We start from the raw sequence: 15,802 nt of genomic DNA, 5'->3' as shown, positions 1-15,802 counted from the left end.
CGCTTCAATGCCGGCAGGAAAACTTTTCAAGAACATCAACATCTAGTGGGGCGGGGTTCAGGGTGCACGCTTTGGGTTGTGCGTTCTTTGTCCCCAGGTTGTCCACCGGCCAGGATTGCTGCCATCGGGCTGCCATACAACTCGGTCGACCTCGGCCGGCCCCGGCTACGGGTCTGAATCCGTTAACGATTCATTTCTCGTCTCGAATCGCCTACGGTTGCCGGCATCGAGGGGGGCAATCGTGCCGCGTACGCTCGCACAATCTCGTCCACAGTGTGCGCACAACTGAGAACAATCAGCGCGGACACGGCGTGGCGGGCTTGAGGCCCTTGGGGGTGGAAAATCGACCGTGCGTCACGCTGAGTTGCACCGCAGCCGGTGCGACCCGCAACGCGTGTTCCCTTTTCCATCAGGTGCCGGTGCGAACGAGCTCGTCCCGCTTGTGATGTTGGGTCCACCACATGCCCTCCGCAGCTCGCGGAACCGTGGTGGGCTGATGATTGGAGGGGGCAATATGAAACATGCTCTAGGTTTGCTGGGGGTTGCGGCTGCTGCCGTTCTGCTTCTGGTTTCGGCCGCCATGAACTGGCAGTTCGGCTACCAGCTCGGCAAGACGGAGTTCGATTCCACCGTGCTCGGATTGGCGAGCGCGGCGTCTGACTGCTTGAAGGCGCTTCTTCCGTTCTTCCTGTTCGCCGCTATCAAGGATCGGAAATGGTCCGTCGCGCTCGCTTCGGGAACACTTTGGGTCGTAACCCTGGCGTTCTCGCTGACCTCCGCGCTCGGATTTGCTTCGCTCAACCGCTCCGACACGACCGGCGCGCGCGCGGCGCAGGTGCAGTCCTACAAGGACGTGCGCGTGGAGCTCGACCGCCTGCGTGAGCGGCTGAACTGGATTCCCGAGCATCGCCCGGCGGCTGCCGTTGCGGCCGATATCGAAGGCATCAAGCAGAACCGGCGCTGGTCCGCGACGGGTGGTTGCACGAACGCCACGGCCTCCAAGAGCATCGAGTTCTGCCAGAGCTACTACAAGCTCGGTGCCGAGCATGTCGCGGCCGTCGAGGCCAGCCAGATCGAGACGCAGATCGCCGCGCTCAAGTCGCAGCTTGCCGCCGCCCCGGCCGACTTCGCCGAGACGAAGGCCGACCCGCAGGCCGAGACCCTCTCCTTCCTCTCGGGTCACACCATCGAGGCGGTTCAGATCGGTCTGGTCATCCTGGTGGCGATCCTCGTCGAGTTGGGCTCCTCGCTCGGCTTCTACGTGGCTCTCGGCCAGTGGCGCATCTACGACCAGCGTCCCGCCGTCGTCGTCGCCCGGCCTCGCACCAAGGAGGGCGCCAACGACAACGCGAGCGGCCTCCTCGATGCGCTGCCTCAGGTTGCCGCCGTGCCGCAGATCGCCCAGCGCGCCACGGCTGCCGCCAACACGGCTGCACCGCTCGCTGTCGAGACCAAGGTGGCCCCACAGAAGCTGCTTGCGCCCGAGAACGACATCGAGCGCTTCTACAAGGAGCGTGTCGGTCAGGCCGAAGGCTGCAGCCTCACCGCGACGGCCCTCTACGAGGACTACTGCGACTGGTGCGAGGAACTGAGCAAGGAGCCGCTGGCGCTGCCGACCTTCGGGCGTCAATTCGGCGAACTCGGTGTCCACAAGGCCAAGATCGCCGGTCGCATCCGCTACATCGGCATCCGCCTCAACTCGGGACGGGCCGACGAGGAGGTCGCACCGCTGGTCGAGCCCAAGCTCGCAGTCGGCTAGCCGACCTCGCAAGCCCAACGAAACTGCAAAGGGCGCCCTGGCGGCGCCCTTCTGCGTTTTTGGAACCTCCCGGCGCAAACCGCGCCGGGTGTGGCGGTGGACAGTCCACGGCGTCGCAATTAGAGATCGCGACAACGATGTTTCGCGCGCGCCGGCGCTCCGTGCCCGGCTGCCCAATACCAAGGACAGGCGACGAATGAGCGGCGTCAATGAGATCAGGCGGACGTTCCTCGACTACTTCGCGCGGCACGGTCATGCCGTGGTCGCCTCGAGCCCCTTGGTGCCGCGCAACGACCCGACGCTGATGTTCGCGAACTCGGGCATGGTCCAGTTCAAGAACGTCTTCACGGGAGCCGAGAAGCGCGACTACGTGCGTGCCACGACGGCCCAGAAGTGCGTGCGCGCCGGTGGCAAGCACAACGACCTCGACAACGTCGGCTACACCGCGCGCCATCACACCTTCTTCGAGATGCTCGGCAACTTCTCGTTCGGAGACTATTTCAAGGCCGAGGCGATCGAGCGCGCCTGGGAGCTGATCACGAAGGTCTACGGGCTGCCGGCCGACCGGCTCGGCGTGACCGTTTATCACACCGACGACGAGGCGTTCGATCTCTGGCGCAAGATCGCGGGCCTGCCCGAAGCGCGCATCCTGCGGGTCCCGACGTCGGACAACTTCTGGGCGATGGGCGACACCGGACCATGCGGGCCCTGCTCGGAGATCTTCTTCGACCACGGCGTCGGCGAAGGGAAATGGGCGCTCGATGCCGAGGGACGCGACCTCTTCGGCGAGCGTTACGTCGAGATCTGGAACCTCGTCTTCATGCAGTACGAGCAGCGCGTCGCCGGCGGCACCCTCGACGATGGCGGGCGCGTACCCTTGCCCAAGCCCTCCATCGACACGGGCATGGGCATCGAGCGGATCGCCGCCGTCTTGCAGGGCGTTCACGACAACTACGACATCGACCTCTTTCGCGCGCTCATTGCCAAGATCAAGGAAGAATCCGAGAAGATCGGTGCGGTTACCAAAGGGCAGACTGCGGAGAAGGCGCCCTACAAGGTCATCGCCGACCACCTCAGGGCCACGAGCTTCCTCATTGCCGACGGTGTGCTGCCGTCCAACGAGGGGCGCGGCTACGTGCTGCGGCGGATCATGCGCCGCGCCATGCGCTACGCCCACCAGCTCGGCTGCAAGGAGCCGTTGATGTACCGGCTCGTCGGCTCGCTGGTTGCCGAAATGGGCGAGGCCTATCCCGAGCTGGTCCGCGCCCGCAGCCTGGTCACCGAGACGCTGAAGCTCGAGGAGAACCGCTTCAAGCGCACGCTGGAAAAGGGCCTTTCGCTCCTGGAGGCCGAGTCGGATGAGCTCGGGGTGGGTGATACGCTCTCCGGCGAGGTCGCCTTCAAACTCTACGACACCTACGGCTTTCCTCTCGACCTGACGCAGGACGCATTGCGCCGCCGGGGCATCGAGGTCGATACCGACGGGTTTTCCGCCGCCATGGCGCGCCAGAAGGCCGAGGCGCGTAAGAGCTGGGCGGGCTCGGGCGAGGCGGCCACCGAGGGCCATTGGCTGGAGTTGCGCGAGCGGCTCGGGGCGACCGAGTTCCTCGGCTACGACACCGAGCGCGCGGAGGGCCAGATTCGGGCGATCGTGCGCGACGGCAAGGAGTTGAAGCAGCTCAAGAAGGGCGACGAGGCGGCCATCGTCGTCAACCAGACGCCGTTCTATGGCGAGTCGGGTGGCCAGGTCGGCGACCGGGGCGTCATCCGCACTGCCACTGGCGCCGTTTTCCACGTCACCGACACCCAGAAGAAGGCGGGCGACCTCTTCGTCCACTTCGGCACCGTCGAAAAGGGGCCGTTCCGGCCGGGCGAGGCCGTTGAGCTGGAGGTCGACCACGCCCGCCGCTCGGCGACGCGCGCCAACCACTCTGGCACGCATCTGCTGCACGAGGCGCTCCGCCAGGTGCTCGGCGAGCACGTTGCCCAGAAGGGCTCGCTCGTCGCTCCCGACCGCCTGCGCTTCGATTTTTCCCACCCCAAGCCGATCAGCGCCGAGGAACTGGCCAACATCGAGCGGCTCGCCAACGCCATGATCCTGCAGAATTCCGAGGTCGAGACCCGGCTCATGGACATCGAGAGCGCCATGGCGACCGGCGCGATGGCCCTCTTTGGCGAGAAATACGGCGACGAGGTGCGTGTCGTCTCCATGGGGCACGCAGAGGAGGGGGCCAAGGCGGGCCGCGCCTATTCCGTCGAGCTTTGCGGCGGAACGCACGTGCGCCGGACGGGTGACATCGGCCTGCTGCGCGTCCTCGCCGAGAGTGCGGTCGCGGCCGGCGTCCGGCGCATCGAGGCGCTGACCGGGACGGCCGCGCGCGATTACCTGGCGACCCAGGACGGCCGCGTGCGCGCCGCGGCTGACATCCTGCGCGCCCGACCGGAGGAGGTCGTCGAGCGGATCGCTGCCCTCCTCGACGAGCGCAAGCGCCTCGAGCGCCAGTTGTCCGACGCCAAGCGCCAGATCGCGCTCGGCGGCGGCGGGGCGACCGGGCCGGCCTCGGCGACGGGTGAAGCGGCCATCAGATCGGTCGGTGACGTCAAGCTCTTTGCCCGCGTCCTGCGTGGCGTCGATCCCAAGGACCTGCGTGGCATCGTCGACGAGGCCAAGGCGCAGGTCGGCTCCGGCATCGCCGTCGTGGTCGGCGTCAGCGACGAGGGCAAGGCCGGAATCGTGGTGGGCGTGACGGCCGACCTCACCGGCCGCTTCAGCGCGGTCGACCTCGTGCGCGTCGGCGCCGAGGCGCTCGGCGGCAAGGGCGGCGGCGGCCGCCCCGACCTCGCCCAGGCCGGCGGCCCGGATGGCACCAAGGCGGAAGCGGCACTTGCGGCCGTCGAGCACCGGATCGCCCCTGCGGCCTGAGTGGATTTGAGCGAGCAGGCCTCGGTCGCCCTGGCACCCGGTCGGACGCGCGCATTGCTGTGTGTGACGATTGCCAGCGTTTGACCGGTGGGCGGGCGCACGCATATGAACGCATGCGTGCATGGGCCCACCGCCCGGGCCCGTGGCGACCGCCTGCCGAGGGGAATGATCCGAGATGAAGCTCGCCGAGGTCGTGGGCACCTACACCCAGTTGGCCCCCGAGACGGCCGGCATCGAGATCGCCGGCCTCACCGCCGACAGCCGTCAAGTGAAACCGGGCTGGCTCTTCGTCGCGGTGCCGGGCAGCAAGGCTGACGGCGCCCGCTTCATTCCCGATGCCATCGCCGCCGGCGCGTCCGCTGTCATTCACGGGCCCGACGCCCAGTTGCCGCCGCCGCCTCCGCGCCCCTTCGCGTTCATTCGTTCCAAGGACCCCCGCCGCCTCTTGGCGCGTGCCGCCGCCTGCTTCCACTACGGCCAGCCCGAGGTCACGGTCGCCGTCACCGGCACCAGCGGCAAGTCGTCGGTCGCCGACTTCACACGGCAGATTTTCACTGCCGCTGGCTTCGAGGCCGCCTCCCTCGGCACCCTCGGCGTCGCCCGCGCCGATGGAACGGTCTACGGCTCGCTGACGACGCCGGACCCCGTCACCTTGCACCGGACGCTCGCCGACCTCGCGCGCGACGGGGTGACGCATCTCGCGTTCGAGGCATCCTCCCACGGCCTCGACCAGCGCCGCCTCGACGGTGTGCGCCTGACGGCGGCCGGCTATACCAACCTCGGCCATGATCATCTCGACTACCATCCGAGCATCGAGGACTACCTCGCGGCCAAGCTGCGGCTTTTCGACACCCTGCTTTCGGCCGGCCAGACGGCGGTGGTCTGCGCCGACGGTGCGCGCAGTGCGGATGTGGTCCGCGCCGCCCGCGGCAATGGTCTCGCCGTCATGACCGTCGGGATCGCCGGGGCCGACTTGCGCCTCGAGCGCACCCGCCGCGAGGGCTTTCGCCAGCACCTCGAGGTGCGCCATGCAGGCGGCCTCGTGCCCGTGACGCTCGATCTCATCGGAACCTATCAGGCAACCAACGCCCTCGTTGCAGCCGGCCTAGCCGTGGCCGCTGGCGTCGACACCGAACGCGCGGTCGCGGCCATTGGTGGCCTACGCGGCGTCAAGGGCCGCCTGGAGGTGATCGGAAACCGAAACGGCGGCGTCGCGGTGGTCGACTATGCCCACAAGCCCGACGCGCTCGCCGCCGCGCTCGAGGCCCTTCGCCCGTTCGTCACCGGTCGCCTCATCTGCGTATTCGGCTGCGGCGGCGACCGCGATCGCGCCAAGCGCCCGGTGATGGGGGGCATATCGACCCGACTGGCGGGCGTCACCATCGTCACCGACGACAATCCCCGCACCGAGGAACCCGCCGCGATCCGCAGCGAAATTCTTGCCGGCGCCCCCGGCGCCATCGAGATCGGGGACCGGGGGGCCGCAATTCGCGCCGGCGTCGAAATGCTGCAACCCGGGGATGTCCTGTTGATCGCTGGAAAGGGCCACGAGACGGGCCAGATCGTCGGCGACAAGGTGTTGCCATTCTCCGATCAGGACGTGGTGGCCGAGGCGATTGCGGCGATGGGGGCGAAATGAACGACGAGCCGCTCTGGATCCTGACCGACGTCGTCCTCACGACCACTGGCGAACTCGTCGGGCCGCACGTTGGCCCATGGCACCCCTTGACGGGTGTATCGATCGACAGCCGCACGCTCCAGCCGGGCGACCTGTTCGTGGCGCTGAAGGGCGATCACCTCGATGGCCACGACTATGTCGCGGCCGCCCTGGCGCGCGGTGCCGGCGCCGCGCTCGTCGAGAAGGGAGCCTACGATGCGAGCCGCGCGGGCGTCGCCTCGCCGTTCGACCTCGCCGCGCCGCTCGTCGGCGTCCACGACACGCTCGCCGCGCTCGGCCTCCTCGCACGCGTCGCCCGCGCCCGCACCGAGGCCCGGATCGTCGCCGTCACCGGAAGCGTCGGCAAGACCGGCACCAAGGAGATGCTGCGCCGCTGCCTCGAGCCGGAGGGAGCGACCCATGCCGCGGTCAAGTCTTTCAACAACCATTGGGGTGTCCCCCTGACGCTCGCCCGCATGCCGCGCGAAACGGAGTATGGCGTCTTCGAGATCGGCATGAACCATGCCGGCGAGATCACACCACTCGTCAAGATGGTGCGCCCGCACGTCGCCATCGTCACCACCGTCGAGCCCGTGCACCTCGAGTTCTTTCCCTCGGTCGAGGCGATCGCCGACGCCAAGGCGGAGATTTTCTCTGGGCTGCTGCCGGGCGGCACCGCCATCATCAATCGCGACAACGCCCACTTCCGGCGCCTCGAGGCCGCAGCGAGCGGGGCCGGTGCCCGCATCGTCTCGTTCGGTGAGCACCCCGAGGCCGATGTTCGCCTCCTCGATTGCGCACTCGATGCGGATGGCTCCTCGTTTCGTGTTGCCATCGCGGGCGGCACGCTGGACGTGCGCCTCGGCGCGCCGGGCCGCCACCTGGTTCAGAATGCGCTTGCCGTGCTCGCTGCGGTGTCGGCGCTCGGGGTCGATCCGGCTCGTGCGGCCGCCCGCCTCGCCGGCGTTTCGGCCGAGCAGGGGCGCGGTGCCCGCACCAGGCTCGCCGCCGAGGGTGGCGAGATCCTGCTGATCGACGAGAGCTACAACGCCAATCCCGCCTCGATGCGTGCCGCCCTCGCGGCGCTCGGCCAGTTGACGCGCGAAACCGTCGGCCGGCGGATCGCCGTGCTCGGCGACATGCGCGAATTGGGTGAGGACGCACCGCGTCTCCATCGTGAGCTGGCTGGCCCCCTCGAGGCGGCCGGCGTCGATCTCCTCTTTGCGTGTGGTCCCCATATGGCCGAACTTTGGGCCGCGACGCCCGAAGGGCGCCGGGGCGCTTATGCGCCGAAGTCCGAGGAATTGGTCGAGCGTCTCGTGGCGAGCGTCGGGGCAGGGGACGCGGTCATGATCAAGGGCTCGCTCGGGACCCGCATGGCGCCCCTTGTCGAGGCGCTGCGTGCGGCCTATCCAGCAGCGGCTTCGTCGGCGCACCCCGCCGGCAACGAAGTGGGGGCAAAGCGCTGACCACGGCTCGGCCTGGTTGTCGCGCGGTCGAGGGGAACGGTGAATGCTCTACGAGCTCGTCAACTACAGCGATCAGATCAGCGTTCTGAACGTCTTTCGCTACATCACGTTCCGCACGGGCGGTGCGATCGTCACGGCGCTTTTGTTCGTGTTCCTGTTCGGCCCCGGCCTGATCCGCCTCTTGCGCGTGCGTCAGGGCAAGGGCCAGCCGATCCGCGCCGACGGCCCGCAGACGCACGTCGTCAAGAAGCAGGGCACGCCGACCATGGGCGGCCTCATGATCCTGGCGGGCGTGACGGTGGCAACGCTCCTCTGGTCGAACTGGTCGAACGCCTACGTCTGGATCGTCCTCGGCGTAACGCTCGCTTTCGGCGCCATCGGCTTCTACGACGACTACCTCAAGGTGACCAAGCAGCGCACCTCGCATTTCTTTTCCGGCCGCATCAAGCTCGCGATCGAGATTCTCGTCGCCGGCCTCGCCACCTATTTCATGATCCGCGTCGGCGTCCATCAGGCCGGTGGCGTGCCGATGGAGTGTTTCACCAACCTGCCGCTGGTGGGCGATGAGGCACCGACCGCCAAGCACCATTTCGCCTGTTCGCTCACCGTGCCGTTCTTCAAGGACGTTCTGCTCTATCTCGGGCCGCTGTTCCTGCTGTTGGGCGTCTTCGTGATCGCGGGCGCAGGCAATGCCGTGAACCTCACCGACGGCCTCGATGGTCTCGCCATCGTGCCGGTCATGATCGCGGCCAGCACCTTCGGCCTCATCGCCTACCTCTCCGGCAACTTCAAGTTCGCCACGTACCTGCAGATTCACTACGTCGCGGGCACTGGTGAACTCGCGATCTTCTGCGGCGCGCTGCTCGGGGCCGGCCTCGGCTTCCTCTGGTTCAACGCTCCGCCCGCGATGATCTTCATGGGTGACACCGGTTCTCTGGCACTCGGCGGCGCGCTCGGGGCGATCGCCGTCGCCGTCAAGCACGAACTGGTGCTCGCGATCGTCGGCGGCCTCTTCGTTCTGGAGACCGTCTCGGTGATCGTGCAGGTCGTCTCCTTCAAGCTCACAGGCAAGCGCGTGTTCCGAATGGCGCCGATCCACCACCACTTCGAGCAGAAGGGGTGGCAGGAGCAGACCGTCGTCATCCGGTTCTGGATCATCTCCGTGGTCCTGGCACTGATCGGTCTTGCCACACTCAAGCTGCGCTGAGGGGGCTGCGGCACCGCAAGGGGGATCGGGCGATGGGCGAGGAAGGCAAGGGCGGCGCGGTCGGCAGGCATGGCTCGGCGCCGCGGGTCGGCCTCTTCGTCACGTGTCTCGTCGATGCGATCCGCCCCTCGATCGGTTTTGCCAGCCTGAAGCTCCTCGAGGATGCCGGCTGCATCGTAGAGGTTCCGGCGCGCCAGACCTGCTGCGGCCAGCCCGGCTTCAATTCCGGCGACAACGCCATTGCCCGCGATCTCGTCGTGGGCTGGATCGAAGCGTTCGAGGGCTACGATTATGTCGTGGTGCCCTCGGGCTCCTGCGCGGGAATGCTCAAGTGTCACGGCGGGGATTTGTTCGCGGGCGAGCCCGATTGGGCAGCTCGCCACAGTGCGCTCGCCGATCGCACCTACGAGATCATGAGCTTTCTCGTGCGCGTCATGGATTACCGTCCCTCGGGCGTTGCCTGGCCGGGGCGCGCGACGTACCACGACAGCTGCTCGGGCCTGCGCGAGCTTGCCATCCACGACGAACCGCGCGCGCTCCTTGCCGCCGTCGACGGCCTCGAACTCGTCCCGCTCGAGGGCAACGACGTCTGCTGCGGTTTCGGCGGCACGTTCTGCGTCAAATATCCCTCCATCTCGAACGCCATCGTCGCCGAGAAGGCGCGCCAGGTCGGCGCGAGCGGCGCCGGCCTCCTCCTTGGCGGGGACCTCGGCTGCCTCATGAACATGGCCGGCAAGTTGAGCCGCGAGGCGAGCCCGGTAGAGGTGCGTCACGCTGTCGAAGTGCTGGCGGGCATGGACGACGAGCCCGCCCTCTGTCGTTCGGAGTAGGCCCATGGAGCAAACCTCGCACCGCTTCAAGGAGAACGCCGAGCGCGCCCTCGCCTCGTCGACGCTGCGCGTCGCCCTCGATCGCACGACGACGCTCCTGCGCACGCGCCGCGCGGCTGTCGTCGCCGCCTTTCCGGAGTTCGCCGAGGTCCGCGGTACGGCCGCCCGCATCAAGGACCACACCATCGCGCACCTCGACCACTATCTCGAGATGTTCGAGCGGAACGCCATCGCTTCGGGAGCGAAAGTGCACTGGGCGCGCACGCCCGACGAGGCGACCGACATCATCGTGCGCATCTGCCGGCAAGCCGGCGCGCGCACGGCCACGCGCGTCAAGTCGATGCTGGGCGAAGAGATCGGCATCGGCGAGGCGCTGGCGGCGGCCGGCATCGAGCGCGTCGAGACCGATCTCGCCGAGCACATCATCCAGCTTGCCGGCGATCCCCCCTCCCACATCGTCATGCCGGCAATGCACAAGACGCACGAGGAGGTGGCGGAGCTGTTCTCGCGCAAGCACCGCCGCGCGCCCGATGCCCTCGATGTCGCCAGTCTCGTCGAGAGCGCGCGCCGCGAACTCAGGGAAAAATTCCTCTCCGCAGACGTCGGTATCTCGGGGGCGAATTTCCTTATCGCCGACACCGGCTCCGTCGTCACCGTGACCAACGAAGGCAACGGCGAACTGACGACGACGCCGCCACGTGTCCACATCGTCAATGCAGGGATCGAAAAACTGGTTCCGACGGTCGAGCATGCAACCGTTCTGTTGCGGCTCCTCTCGCGCTCGGCCATCGGCACGGAGTTCACCCAGTACACCACCTTCTACAACGGCCCCCGCCGCGAGAGCGACCGCGATGGACCGCGCGAAATGCACATCGTTCTCGTCGATAACAGGCGCACGGACATGCTGGCCGGATTCCTGCGCCCGATGCTGCGCTGCATCCGCTGCGGCGCCTGCATGAACCATTGCCCGGTCTATGGTGCGGTCGGCGGCCATGCCTACGGCGCCGTTTATCCGGGACCGATGGGCGCCATTCTCACGCCAGCCATGTCGAATCTCGCGGTGGCGGGCGACCTGCCGAACGCCTGTACCCTGAATGGCCGCTGCCGGGAGGTTTGCCCCGTCGACATTCCGCTGCCCGATCTCATGCGCCGGCTGCGCGAGGAGCAGTGGAGCCGTGGGCTGACGCCGCGCGTGGTGCGCAGCGGATTGGGCCTCTGGGGCACACTGGCGCGCCGGCCCGGGCTTTACCGCCTCGCCACCCGTCTTGCCGTCTTTTCCCTCCGCCTCGTCGGCTGGCGGGCCGGACGCATCGGGGCATTTCCGCTCGCTGGCGGCTGGACACGCCACCGCGATCTGCCTTCCCCGCAGCGCGGTACATTCATGGATCAGTATCGAGCGGGGCGGCGGCGATGAAGCGGGCCCGCGAGGAAATTCTGGACCGTGTGCGCACGGCGCTGGGGCGTAGAGAGCCGCTCGATGCGGCTGCCATCGTCGCCGAGGCGGCTGCACTCCTCGCCCGTCCCGAGCGCCTGCGCCCGCAGATCCCGGGCGGCGATGCACGTGCGCGCTTCATTGCCCAGGCGACTTCGGAGCGGTTGACCGCCACCGTCGCCGAGGTTGCGAGCCTCGCCGATGTCCCCGTCGCGGTCTCGGCCTACCTCGCGCGCGCCGGCCTCGCCCCCTCGATCGCTCTGCCGCCGGATCCGCGCCTGCTGGCCCTGGACTGGTCGGGCATCGCGCTGCGCGAGACCCTTGCCCCGGACGAGCCGGTCGCCGTAACGCACGCCGAATGGGCGATCGCCGAGACGGGAAGTCTCGTCTTCACCTCGGGCCCCGCAACCCCGACGCTCTTCAATTTCCTGCCTCTGCACCATGTCGCGATCGTGCTTGGCGGCACTGTTCTGGGGCACATGGAGGACTATTGGGCCCTGGTTCGAACGGCCGCCGCTCCGCCACCGCGCTCGATCAACCTCATCACCGGTACGAGTGGAACCGCCGACATCGAGGCGCGCAACATCCGTGGCGCCCACGGCCCCCGCTACATGCACATCGTCCTCGTCGGCTGAGCGCGCTGTCGGACCCGATCAACGCCCGCAAGCGCCCGCCCCTGAATCACGGTATTCTGCCGCCATGATCGAGATCACGACATTCGCCGGACGGCCGGTCGCCGTATTCGGGCTGGCGCGCTCGGGGCTCGCGACCGTCGCGGCGCTCGCGGCCGGCGGCGCCGAGGTCTGGGCCTGGGACGACAGCGAAGCCGGGCGCGCGCGGCTCTCCGCCATTGGGATCGCTCCCCGCGATCTCGCGGCTGCCGACTGGTCGCGCTTTGCCGCCCTCGTCCTGGCGCCGGGCGTGCCGCTGACCCATCCCGTGCCGCATTGGACGGTCGGGCGGGCCAAGACCGCCGGCGTCGAGGTGATCGGCGACACCGAACTCTTCGTGCGCGAAATCGCCGCTCGGGGCTCCAAGGCACGCCTCGTTGCCATCACCGGCACGAACGGCAAGTCGACGACGACGGCCCTCACTGCGCACCTCCTCGCCTCGGCGGGCCGACCGACGAGCCTCGGTGGCAACATCGGCGAGCCGATCCTTTCTCTGGCCCCACTCGCCGACGATCGCACCTACGTCATTGAGTTCTCGTCGTACCAGATCGACCTGACGCCGGGCCTCGAGCCTGCTGCGGGGGCCCTCACCAACATCACCCCGGATCACCTCGATCGCCACGGCACGCTCGAAAACTATGCGGCGGTCAAGGAGCGCATGTTCGCGCGCCAGGGCGCCGGCGACACGGCGGTCGTCGGCATCGACGATGCGCACTGCCGTGCGATTGCCGATCGCGTTCGCCCGGCAGCGATCGTGCGCCGGGTCTCGGTGCTCGGCCCGGTTGCCGACGGCACCTTCGCTGCCGACGGGCGCCTCTGCCGCATGCGCGAGGGGGTTTGCGAGGCCGAGATCGACCTTGCCGGCATCATCTCGTTGCGCGGCGCGCACAACTGGCAGAATGCCGCCATCGCCTGGGAGCTGGTGGCCGCGCTCGGCCTCGAGCGAAACGAGGTCGCCGCCGGTATGGCGAGCTTTCCGGGACTCGCCCACCGGATGCAGGCGGTCGCGCGCGCCGGTCGGGTGCTTTTCGTCAACGACAGCAAGGCGACCAACGCCGACGCCGCCGCGCACGCCCTCAAGGCCTTTCCGGAGATATTCTGGATCATCGGTGGGCGCGCCAAGGAAGGCGGCATCGCGAGCCTCCTGCCCCTGCTCGCTCCGGTGCGCAAGGTCTACCTCGTCGGTGAGGCGGCAGCGATGCTCGCGGCCCAGCTTCCGGCCGGGTTGGAGCGCGCCATGTCCGGCACCATCGAGGCCGCCGTCGGCGAGGCGGCACGCGACGCCGCCGCCTCCGGTCTCGACGAACCCGTGGTTCTGCTCTCGCCGGCCTGCGCCTCCTTCGACCAGTTCCCAGACTTCGAGGCGCGTGGCCGCGCCTTCGTTGCTGCCTCGCTCGCCGTCCCGGGTGCCGAGCCGATCGGCGCCGACCAGCCGCGAGGCCCGCGATGACCCCCTCACGCGCCGATCGCGGTGCCTTTGCGTCCTGGTGGTTCACGGTCGACCGCCAGCTCGTTGCCGCGATCGTGGCTCTGGTGCTGACCGGCGTGGTCGTCTCGCTTGCCGCCGGGCCGACCGTTGCAGGCAAGAAGGGCCTTGCGACCTATTACTTCGTCGAGCGGCATGCGCTCTTTGCGCTCGCCGGCCTCGCCATCGTACTCGCATTGTCGTTCGCCGGTCGTGCGCTCGTCAGGCGTTTCAGCCTCGTTCTCTTCATCGGCGGTTTGCTGCTCATGGTCGCGGCGGTTCTCTTCGGCGAGGAGATCAACGGCGCGCGGCGCTGGGTGCGCATCCTCGGCCAGTCGCTGCAGCCCTCCGAACTCACCAAGCCGGCCTTCGTCATTCTGACCGCCTGGCTGCTCGCCGAGCGCCTGCGCCGTCCGGATGTGCCGGCCATGGCGATCGCCGTTTCGGCCTGGGCGCTCCTGGCCGGACTCCTCGTCCTGCAACCTGATATCGGCCAGACGGTCCTGGTCACGCTGGTGTGGGGAGGAATGCTGTTCGTGGCGGGGGTCTCGCTGCGCTGGTTGCTGGCACTGGGGACGGCGTCTGTCGCTGGTCTGGCGGCCGCCTATTTCACGATGCCGTACGTCAAGCGTCGCTTCGACGCGTTCTTTTTTCCCGACAGCGCCGAGACGTACCAGCTCGACCGCGCGCGGCAGTCCTTCGTCGAGGGGGGCTGGTTCGGTCAGGGACCGGGCGAGGGGCGCGTCAAATCGCTGCTGCCGGATGCCCACACCGATTTCGTCCTCGCCGTGATCGCCGAGGAGTATGGCATCGTCGCATGCCTCGTTCTGATTGGCCTCTTCGTATTCGTTGCCGTGCGCGCGCTGGCCCATGTCTGGTCGGAGGAGGACGCCTTCGTGCGCAATGCCTGCGCCGGCCTGGTGATGCTGTTCTCGTTCCAGACGCTCATCAATATGGCGGTCAACGTCGGCCTCGCCCCGGCCAAGGGCATGACGCTGCCGTTCCTCTCCTATGGCGGCTCGTCCCTCGTTGGGAACGCCGTGGCGATGGGGCTCCTGGTGGCGGTCACACGGCGCAGACCTGGCGCGGCGCGTCTGAAAAAGACCATGTTCGTGTCGTCGGAGGAGCCGGGATTGCCCGCGCGCTGAGCGAGTTTCGAGGGGCACTGTGCCGGCCCCGGTGGAGCGAGGCGGATGGCGGGCGTTGGCCGCGCCTCTCCTCGGGAAGGGAACGCGATGACCTCGATGAATGTCGTCCTGGCGGCGGGTGGCACCGGAGGTCACCTCTTTCCGGCCTTCGCCCTTGCCGAGGAACTCGGCCGGCGTGGCGTCGCGGTCGATCTCGTCACCGACCACCGGGCGCAGCGCTACGGTGGCGATTTTCCCGCCCGCTCCGTTCACGAAATCCCCTCGGCGACGCTCGCCGGCCGCTCGCCCGGCGCCATGTTCAAGACCGCGATCGCGCTTTCGCGCGGCATCGCGAGCGCCCACCGCCTCCTCGGCCAGCTTCAGCCTGCGGCGGTCATGGGCTTTGGCGGCTACCCGACGTTTCCGCCTCTCGTTGCCGCCCGCCTGCGCGGCATTCCGACCGCTATTCACGAGGCCAACGCCGTGATGGGGCGCGCGAACCGCATGCTCGCCGGCCGCGTGACCGCCATCGCCACGTCGTTCACCACGACCGGCCACGTTGAAGGCGATCTCCTCGCCAAGACGCGTGTCACCGGCAATCCGGTGCGCGATCTGGTCGTTGCCGCATCCGGACGTCCCTACCAGGAGCCACGGCCGGACGGGCCACTCCGTCTTGCCGTCTTCGGTGGCAGCCAGGGTGCGCGCTATTTCTCCGAGGCCGTGCCCCCGGCGCTGGCATTGCTGCCCGACGCCCTGCGCCAGCGCCTCCTCGTCGTGCAGCAGGCGCGCGAGGAGGACGTCGGGGCGGTCGAGGAGGCCTACGCACGCGCCGGCATCCGCTGCGAGCTGGCGACGTTCTTTTCGGACCTGCCCGCAAGGCTCGCGGACGCCCACCTCGTCATTGCGCGGTCCGGCGCCTCGACCGTCGCCGAACTCGCCGTGCTGGGGCGTCCGGCGATCCTGGTGCCCTTGCCCCACGCCCTTGACAACGACCAGCTCCTCAACGCAACTCGGCTGGCCGAGGCGGGGGGCGCCTGGTGCATAGAGCAATCGGCACTTGATTCGAATCGCCTGGCGCGCGAGCTAGAAGGCTTGCTGTCGGCGCCGGTCCGATTGGCCGAAGCCGCAGCCAGGGCGCGGGCCGTCGGCCGTCCGGCGGCGGTTTCTGCCCTTGCTGATCTCGTCGTGGAGCTTGGCGCGGCAAGGGCCGGCTCGTGACACCGCAGGCTGCACCGGCGATGGTCGCGTGCCGACCATGTGAC

The 15,802-nt window shown here is 68.4% G+C and carries 11 protein-coding genes; all 11 read left to right on the top strand.

Features of this window, described 5'->3' with window-relative positions:
* Positions 1 to 514 precede the first annotated feature (514 nt).
* The 11 genes from GC150_05235 to murG all read left to right on the top strand — a co-directional run bounded on the left by GC150_05235 (position 515) and on the right by murG (position 15,758).
* Positions 515 to 1,759 (top strand): hypothetical protein, encoded by a 1,245-nt coding sequence (locus GC150_05235; GenBank protein ID MBI1384293.1) that lies wholly within the window; start codon positions 515 to 517, stop codon positions 1,757 to 1,759.
* A 196-nt stretch (positions 1,760 to 1,955) separates the two neighbouring features.
* Positions 1,956 to 4,682 (top strand): alanine--tRNA ligase, encoded by a 2,727-nt coding sequence (gene alaS / locus GC150_05230; GenBank protein ID MBI1384292.1) that lies wholly within the window; start codon positions 1,956 to 1,958, stop codon positions 4,680 to 4,682.
* Between the two features lie 175 nt (positions 4,683 to 4,857).
* Positions 4,858 to 6,321, top strand: a complete 1,464-nt coding sequence (locus GC150_05225; protein ID MBI1384291.1) for a UDP-N-acetylmuramoyl-L-alanyl-D-glutamate--2,6-diaminopimelate ligase — start codon at positions 4,858 to 4,860, stop codon at positions 6,319 to 6,321.
* The gene (locus GC150_05220) at positions 6,318 to 7,808 is read left to right on the top strand and encodes a UDP-N-acetylmuramoylalanyl-D-glutamyl-2,6-diaminopimelate--D-alanyl-D-alanine ligase (GenBank protein MBI1384290.1); all 1,491 of its coding nucleotides are present in this window, start codon (positions 6,318 to 6,320) and stop codon (positions 7,806 to 7,808) included. Before GC150_05225 ends, GC150_05220 begins: the two co-directional genes overlap by 4 nt.
* 43 nt (positions 7,809 to 7,851) lie before the next feature.
* On the top strand, positions 7,852 to 9,015 hold the full coding sequence (locus GC150_05215; protein MBI1384289.1) for a phospho-N-acetylmuramoyl-pentapeptide-transferase: 1,164 nt from the start codon (positions 7,852 to 7,854) through the stop codon (positions 9,013 to 9,015).
* A gap of 32 nt (positions 9,016 to 9,047) precedes the next feature.
* Entirely contained in the window at positions 9,048 to 9,845 is a 798-nt protein-coding gene (locus GC150_05210) for a (Fe-S)-binding protein (GenBank protein MBI1384288.1), read from the top strand.
* Between the two features lie 4 nt (positions 9,846 to 9,849).
* On the top strand, positions 9,850 to 11,259 hold the full coding sequence (locus GC150_05205) for a DUF3390 domain-containing protein (protein ID MBI1384287.1): 1,410 nt from the start codon (positions 9,850 to 9,852) through the stop codon (positions 11,257 to 11,259).
* Positions 11,256 to 11,912: a hypothetical protein gene (locus tag GC150_05200; GenBank protein ID MBI1384286.1), complete on the top strand. Its 657-nt coding sequence runs from the start codon at positions 11,256 to 11,258 to the stop codon at positions 11,910 to 11,912. Before GC150_05205 ends, GC150_05200 begins: the two co-directional genes overlap by 4 nt.
* A gap of 64 nt (positions 11,913 to 11,976) precedes the next feature.
* Positions 11,977 to 13,398, top strand: coding sequence for a UDP-N-acetylmuramoyl-L-alanine--D-glutamate ligase (locus tag GC150_05195; protein ID MBI1384285.1), 1,422 nt, complete (start codon positions 11,977 to 11,979; stop codon positions 13,396 to 13,398).
* A complete protein-coding gene (locus GC150_05190) occupies positions 13,395 to 14,561 on the top strand; it encodes a cell division protein FtsW (GenBank protein MBI1384284.1) in 1,167 nt (388 codons plus the stop codon). The genes GC150_05195 and GC150_05190 overlap by 4 nt, the downstream gene beginning before the upstream one ends.
* 87 nt (positions 14,562 to 14,648) lie before the next feature.
* A complete protein-coding gene (gene murG / locus GC150_05185; GenBank protein ID MBI1384283.1) occupies positions 14,649 to 15,758 on the top strand; it encodes an undecaprenyldiphospho-muramoylpentapeptide beta-N-acetylglucosaminyltransferase in 1,110 nt (369 codons plus the stop codon).
* Positions 15,759 to 15,802 lie beyond the last annotated feature (44 nt).

The organism is Hyphomicrobiales bacterium (genome assembly GCA_016125495.1).
Taxonomy (GTDB): Bacteria; Pseudomonadota; Alphaproteobacteria; order Rhizobiales; family RI-29; genus RI-29.
The sequence above is the reverse complement of the archived record's forward strand: the minus strand, read 5'-3'. Positions and strand labels throughout refer to the sequence as shown.

Excerpts from the sequence above, each read along its gene's own strand:
- GC150_05220 (MBI1384290.1), top strand. The coding sequence starts at position 6,318 with ATGAACGACGAGCCGCTCTGGATCCTGACCGACGTCGTCCTCACGACC.
- GC150_05190 (MBI1384284.1), top strand. The coding sequence starts at position 13,395 with ATGACCCCCTCACGCGCCGATCGCGGTGCCTTTGCGTCCTGGTGGTTC.
- GC150_05235 (MBI1384293.1), top strand. The coding sequence starts at position 515 with ATGAAACATGCTCTAGGTTTGCTGGGGGTTGCGGCTGCTGCCGTTCTG.
- GC150_05200 (MBI1384286.1), top strand. The coding sequence starts at position 11,256 with ATGAAGCGGGCCCGCGAGGAAATTCTGGACCGTGTGCGCACGGCGCTG.
- GC150_05225 (MBI1384291.1), top strand. The coding sequence starts at position 4,858 with ATGAAGCTCGCCGAGGTCGTGGGCACCTACACCCAGTTGGCCCCCGAG.
- GC150_05215 (MBI1384289.1), top strand. The coding sequence starts at position 7,852 with ATGCTCTACGAGCTCGTCAACTACAGCGATCAGATCAGCGTTCTGAAC.
- murG (MBI1384283.1), top strand. The coding sequence starts at position 14,649 with ATGACCTCGATGAATGTCGTCCTGGCGGCGGGTGGCACCGGAGGTCAC.
- GC150_05195 (MBI1384285.1), top strand. The coding sequence starts at position 11,977 with ATGATCGAGATCACGACATTCGCCGGACGGCCGGTCGCCGTATTCGGG.
- GC150_05210 (MBI1384288.1), top strand. The coding sequence starts at position 9,048 with ATGGGCGAGGAAGGCAAGGGCGGCGCGGTCGGCAGGCATGGCTCGGCG.
- GC150_05205 (MBI1384287.1), top strand. The coding sequence starts at position 9,850 with ATGGAGCAAACCTCGCACCGCTTCAAGGAGAACGCCGAGCGCGCCCTC.
- alaS (MBI1384292.1), top strand. The coding sequence starts at position 1,956 with ATGAGCGGCGTCAATGAGATCAGGCGGACGTTCCTCGACTACTTCGCG.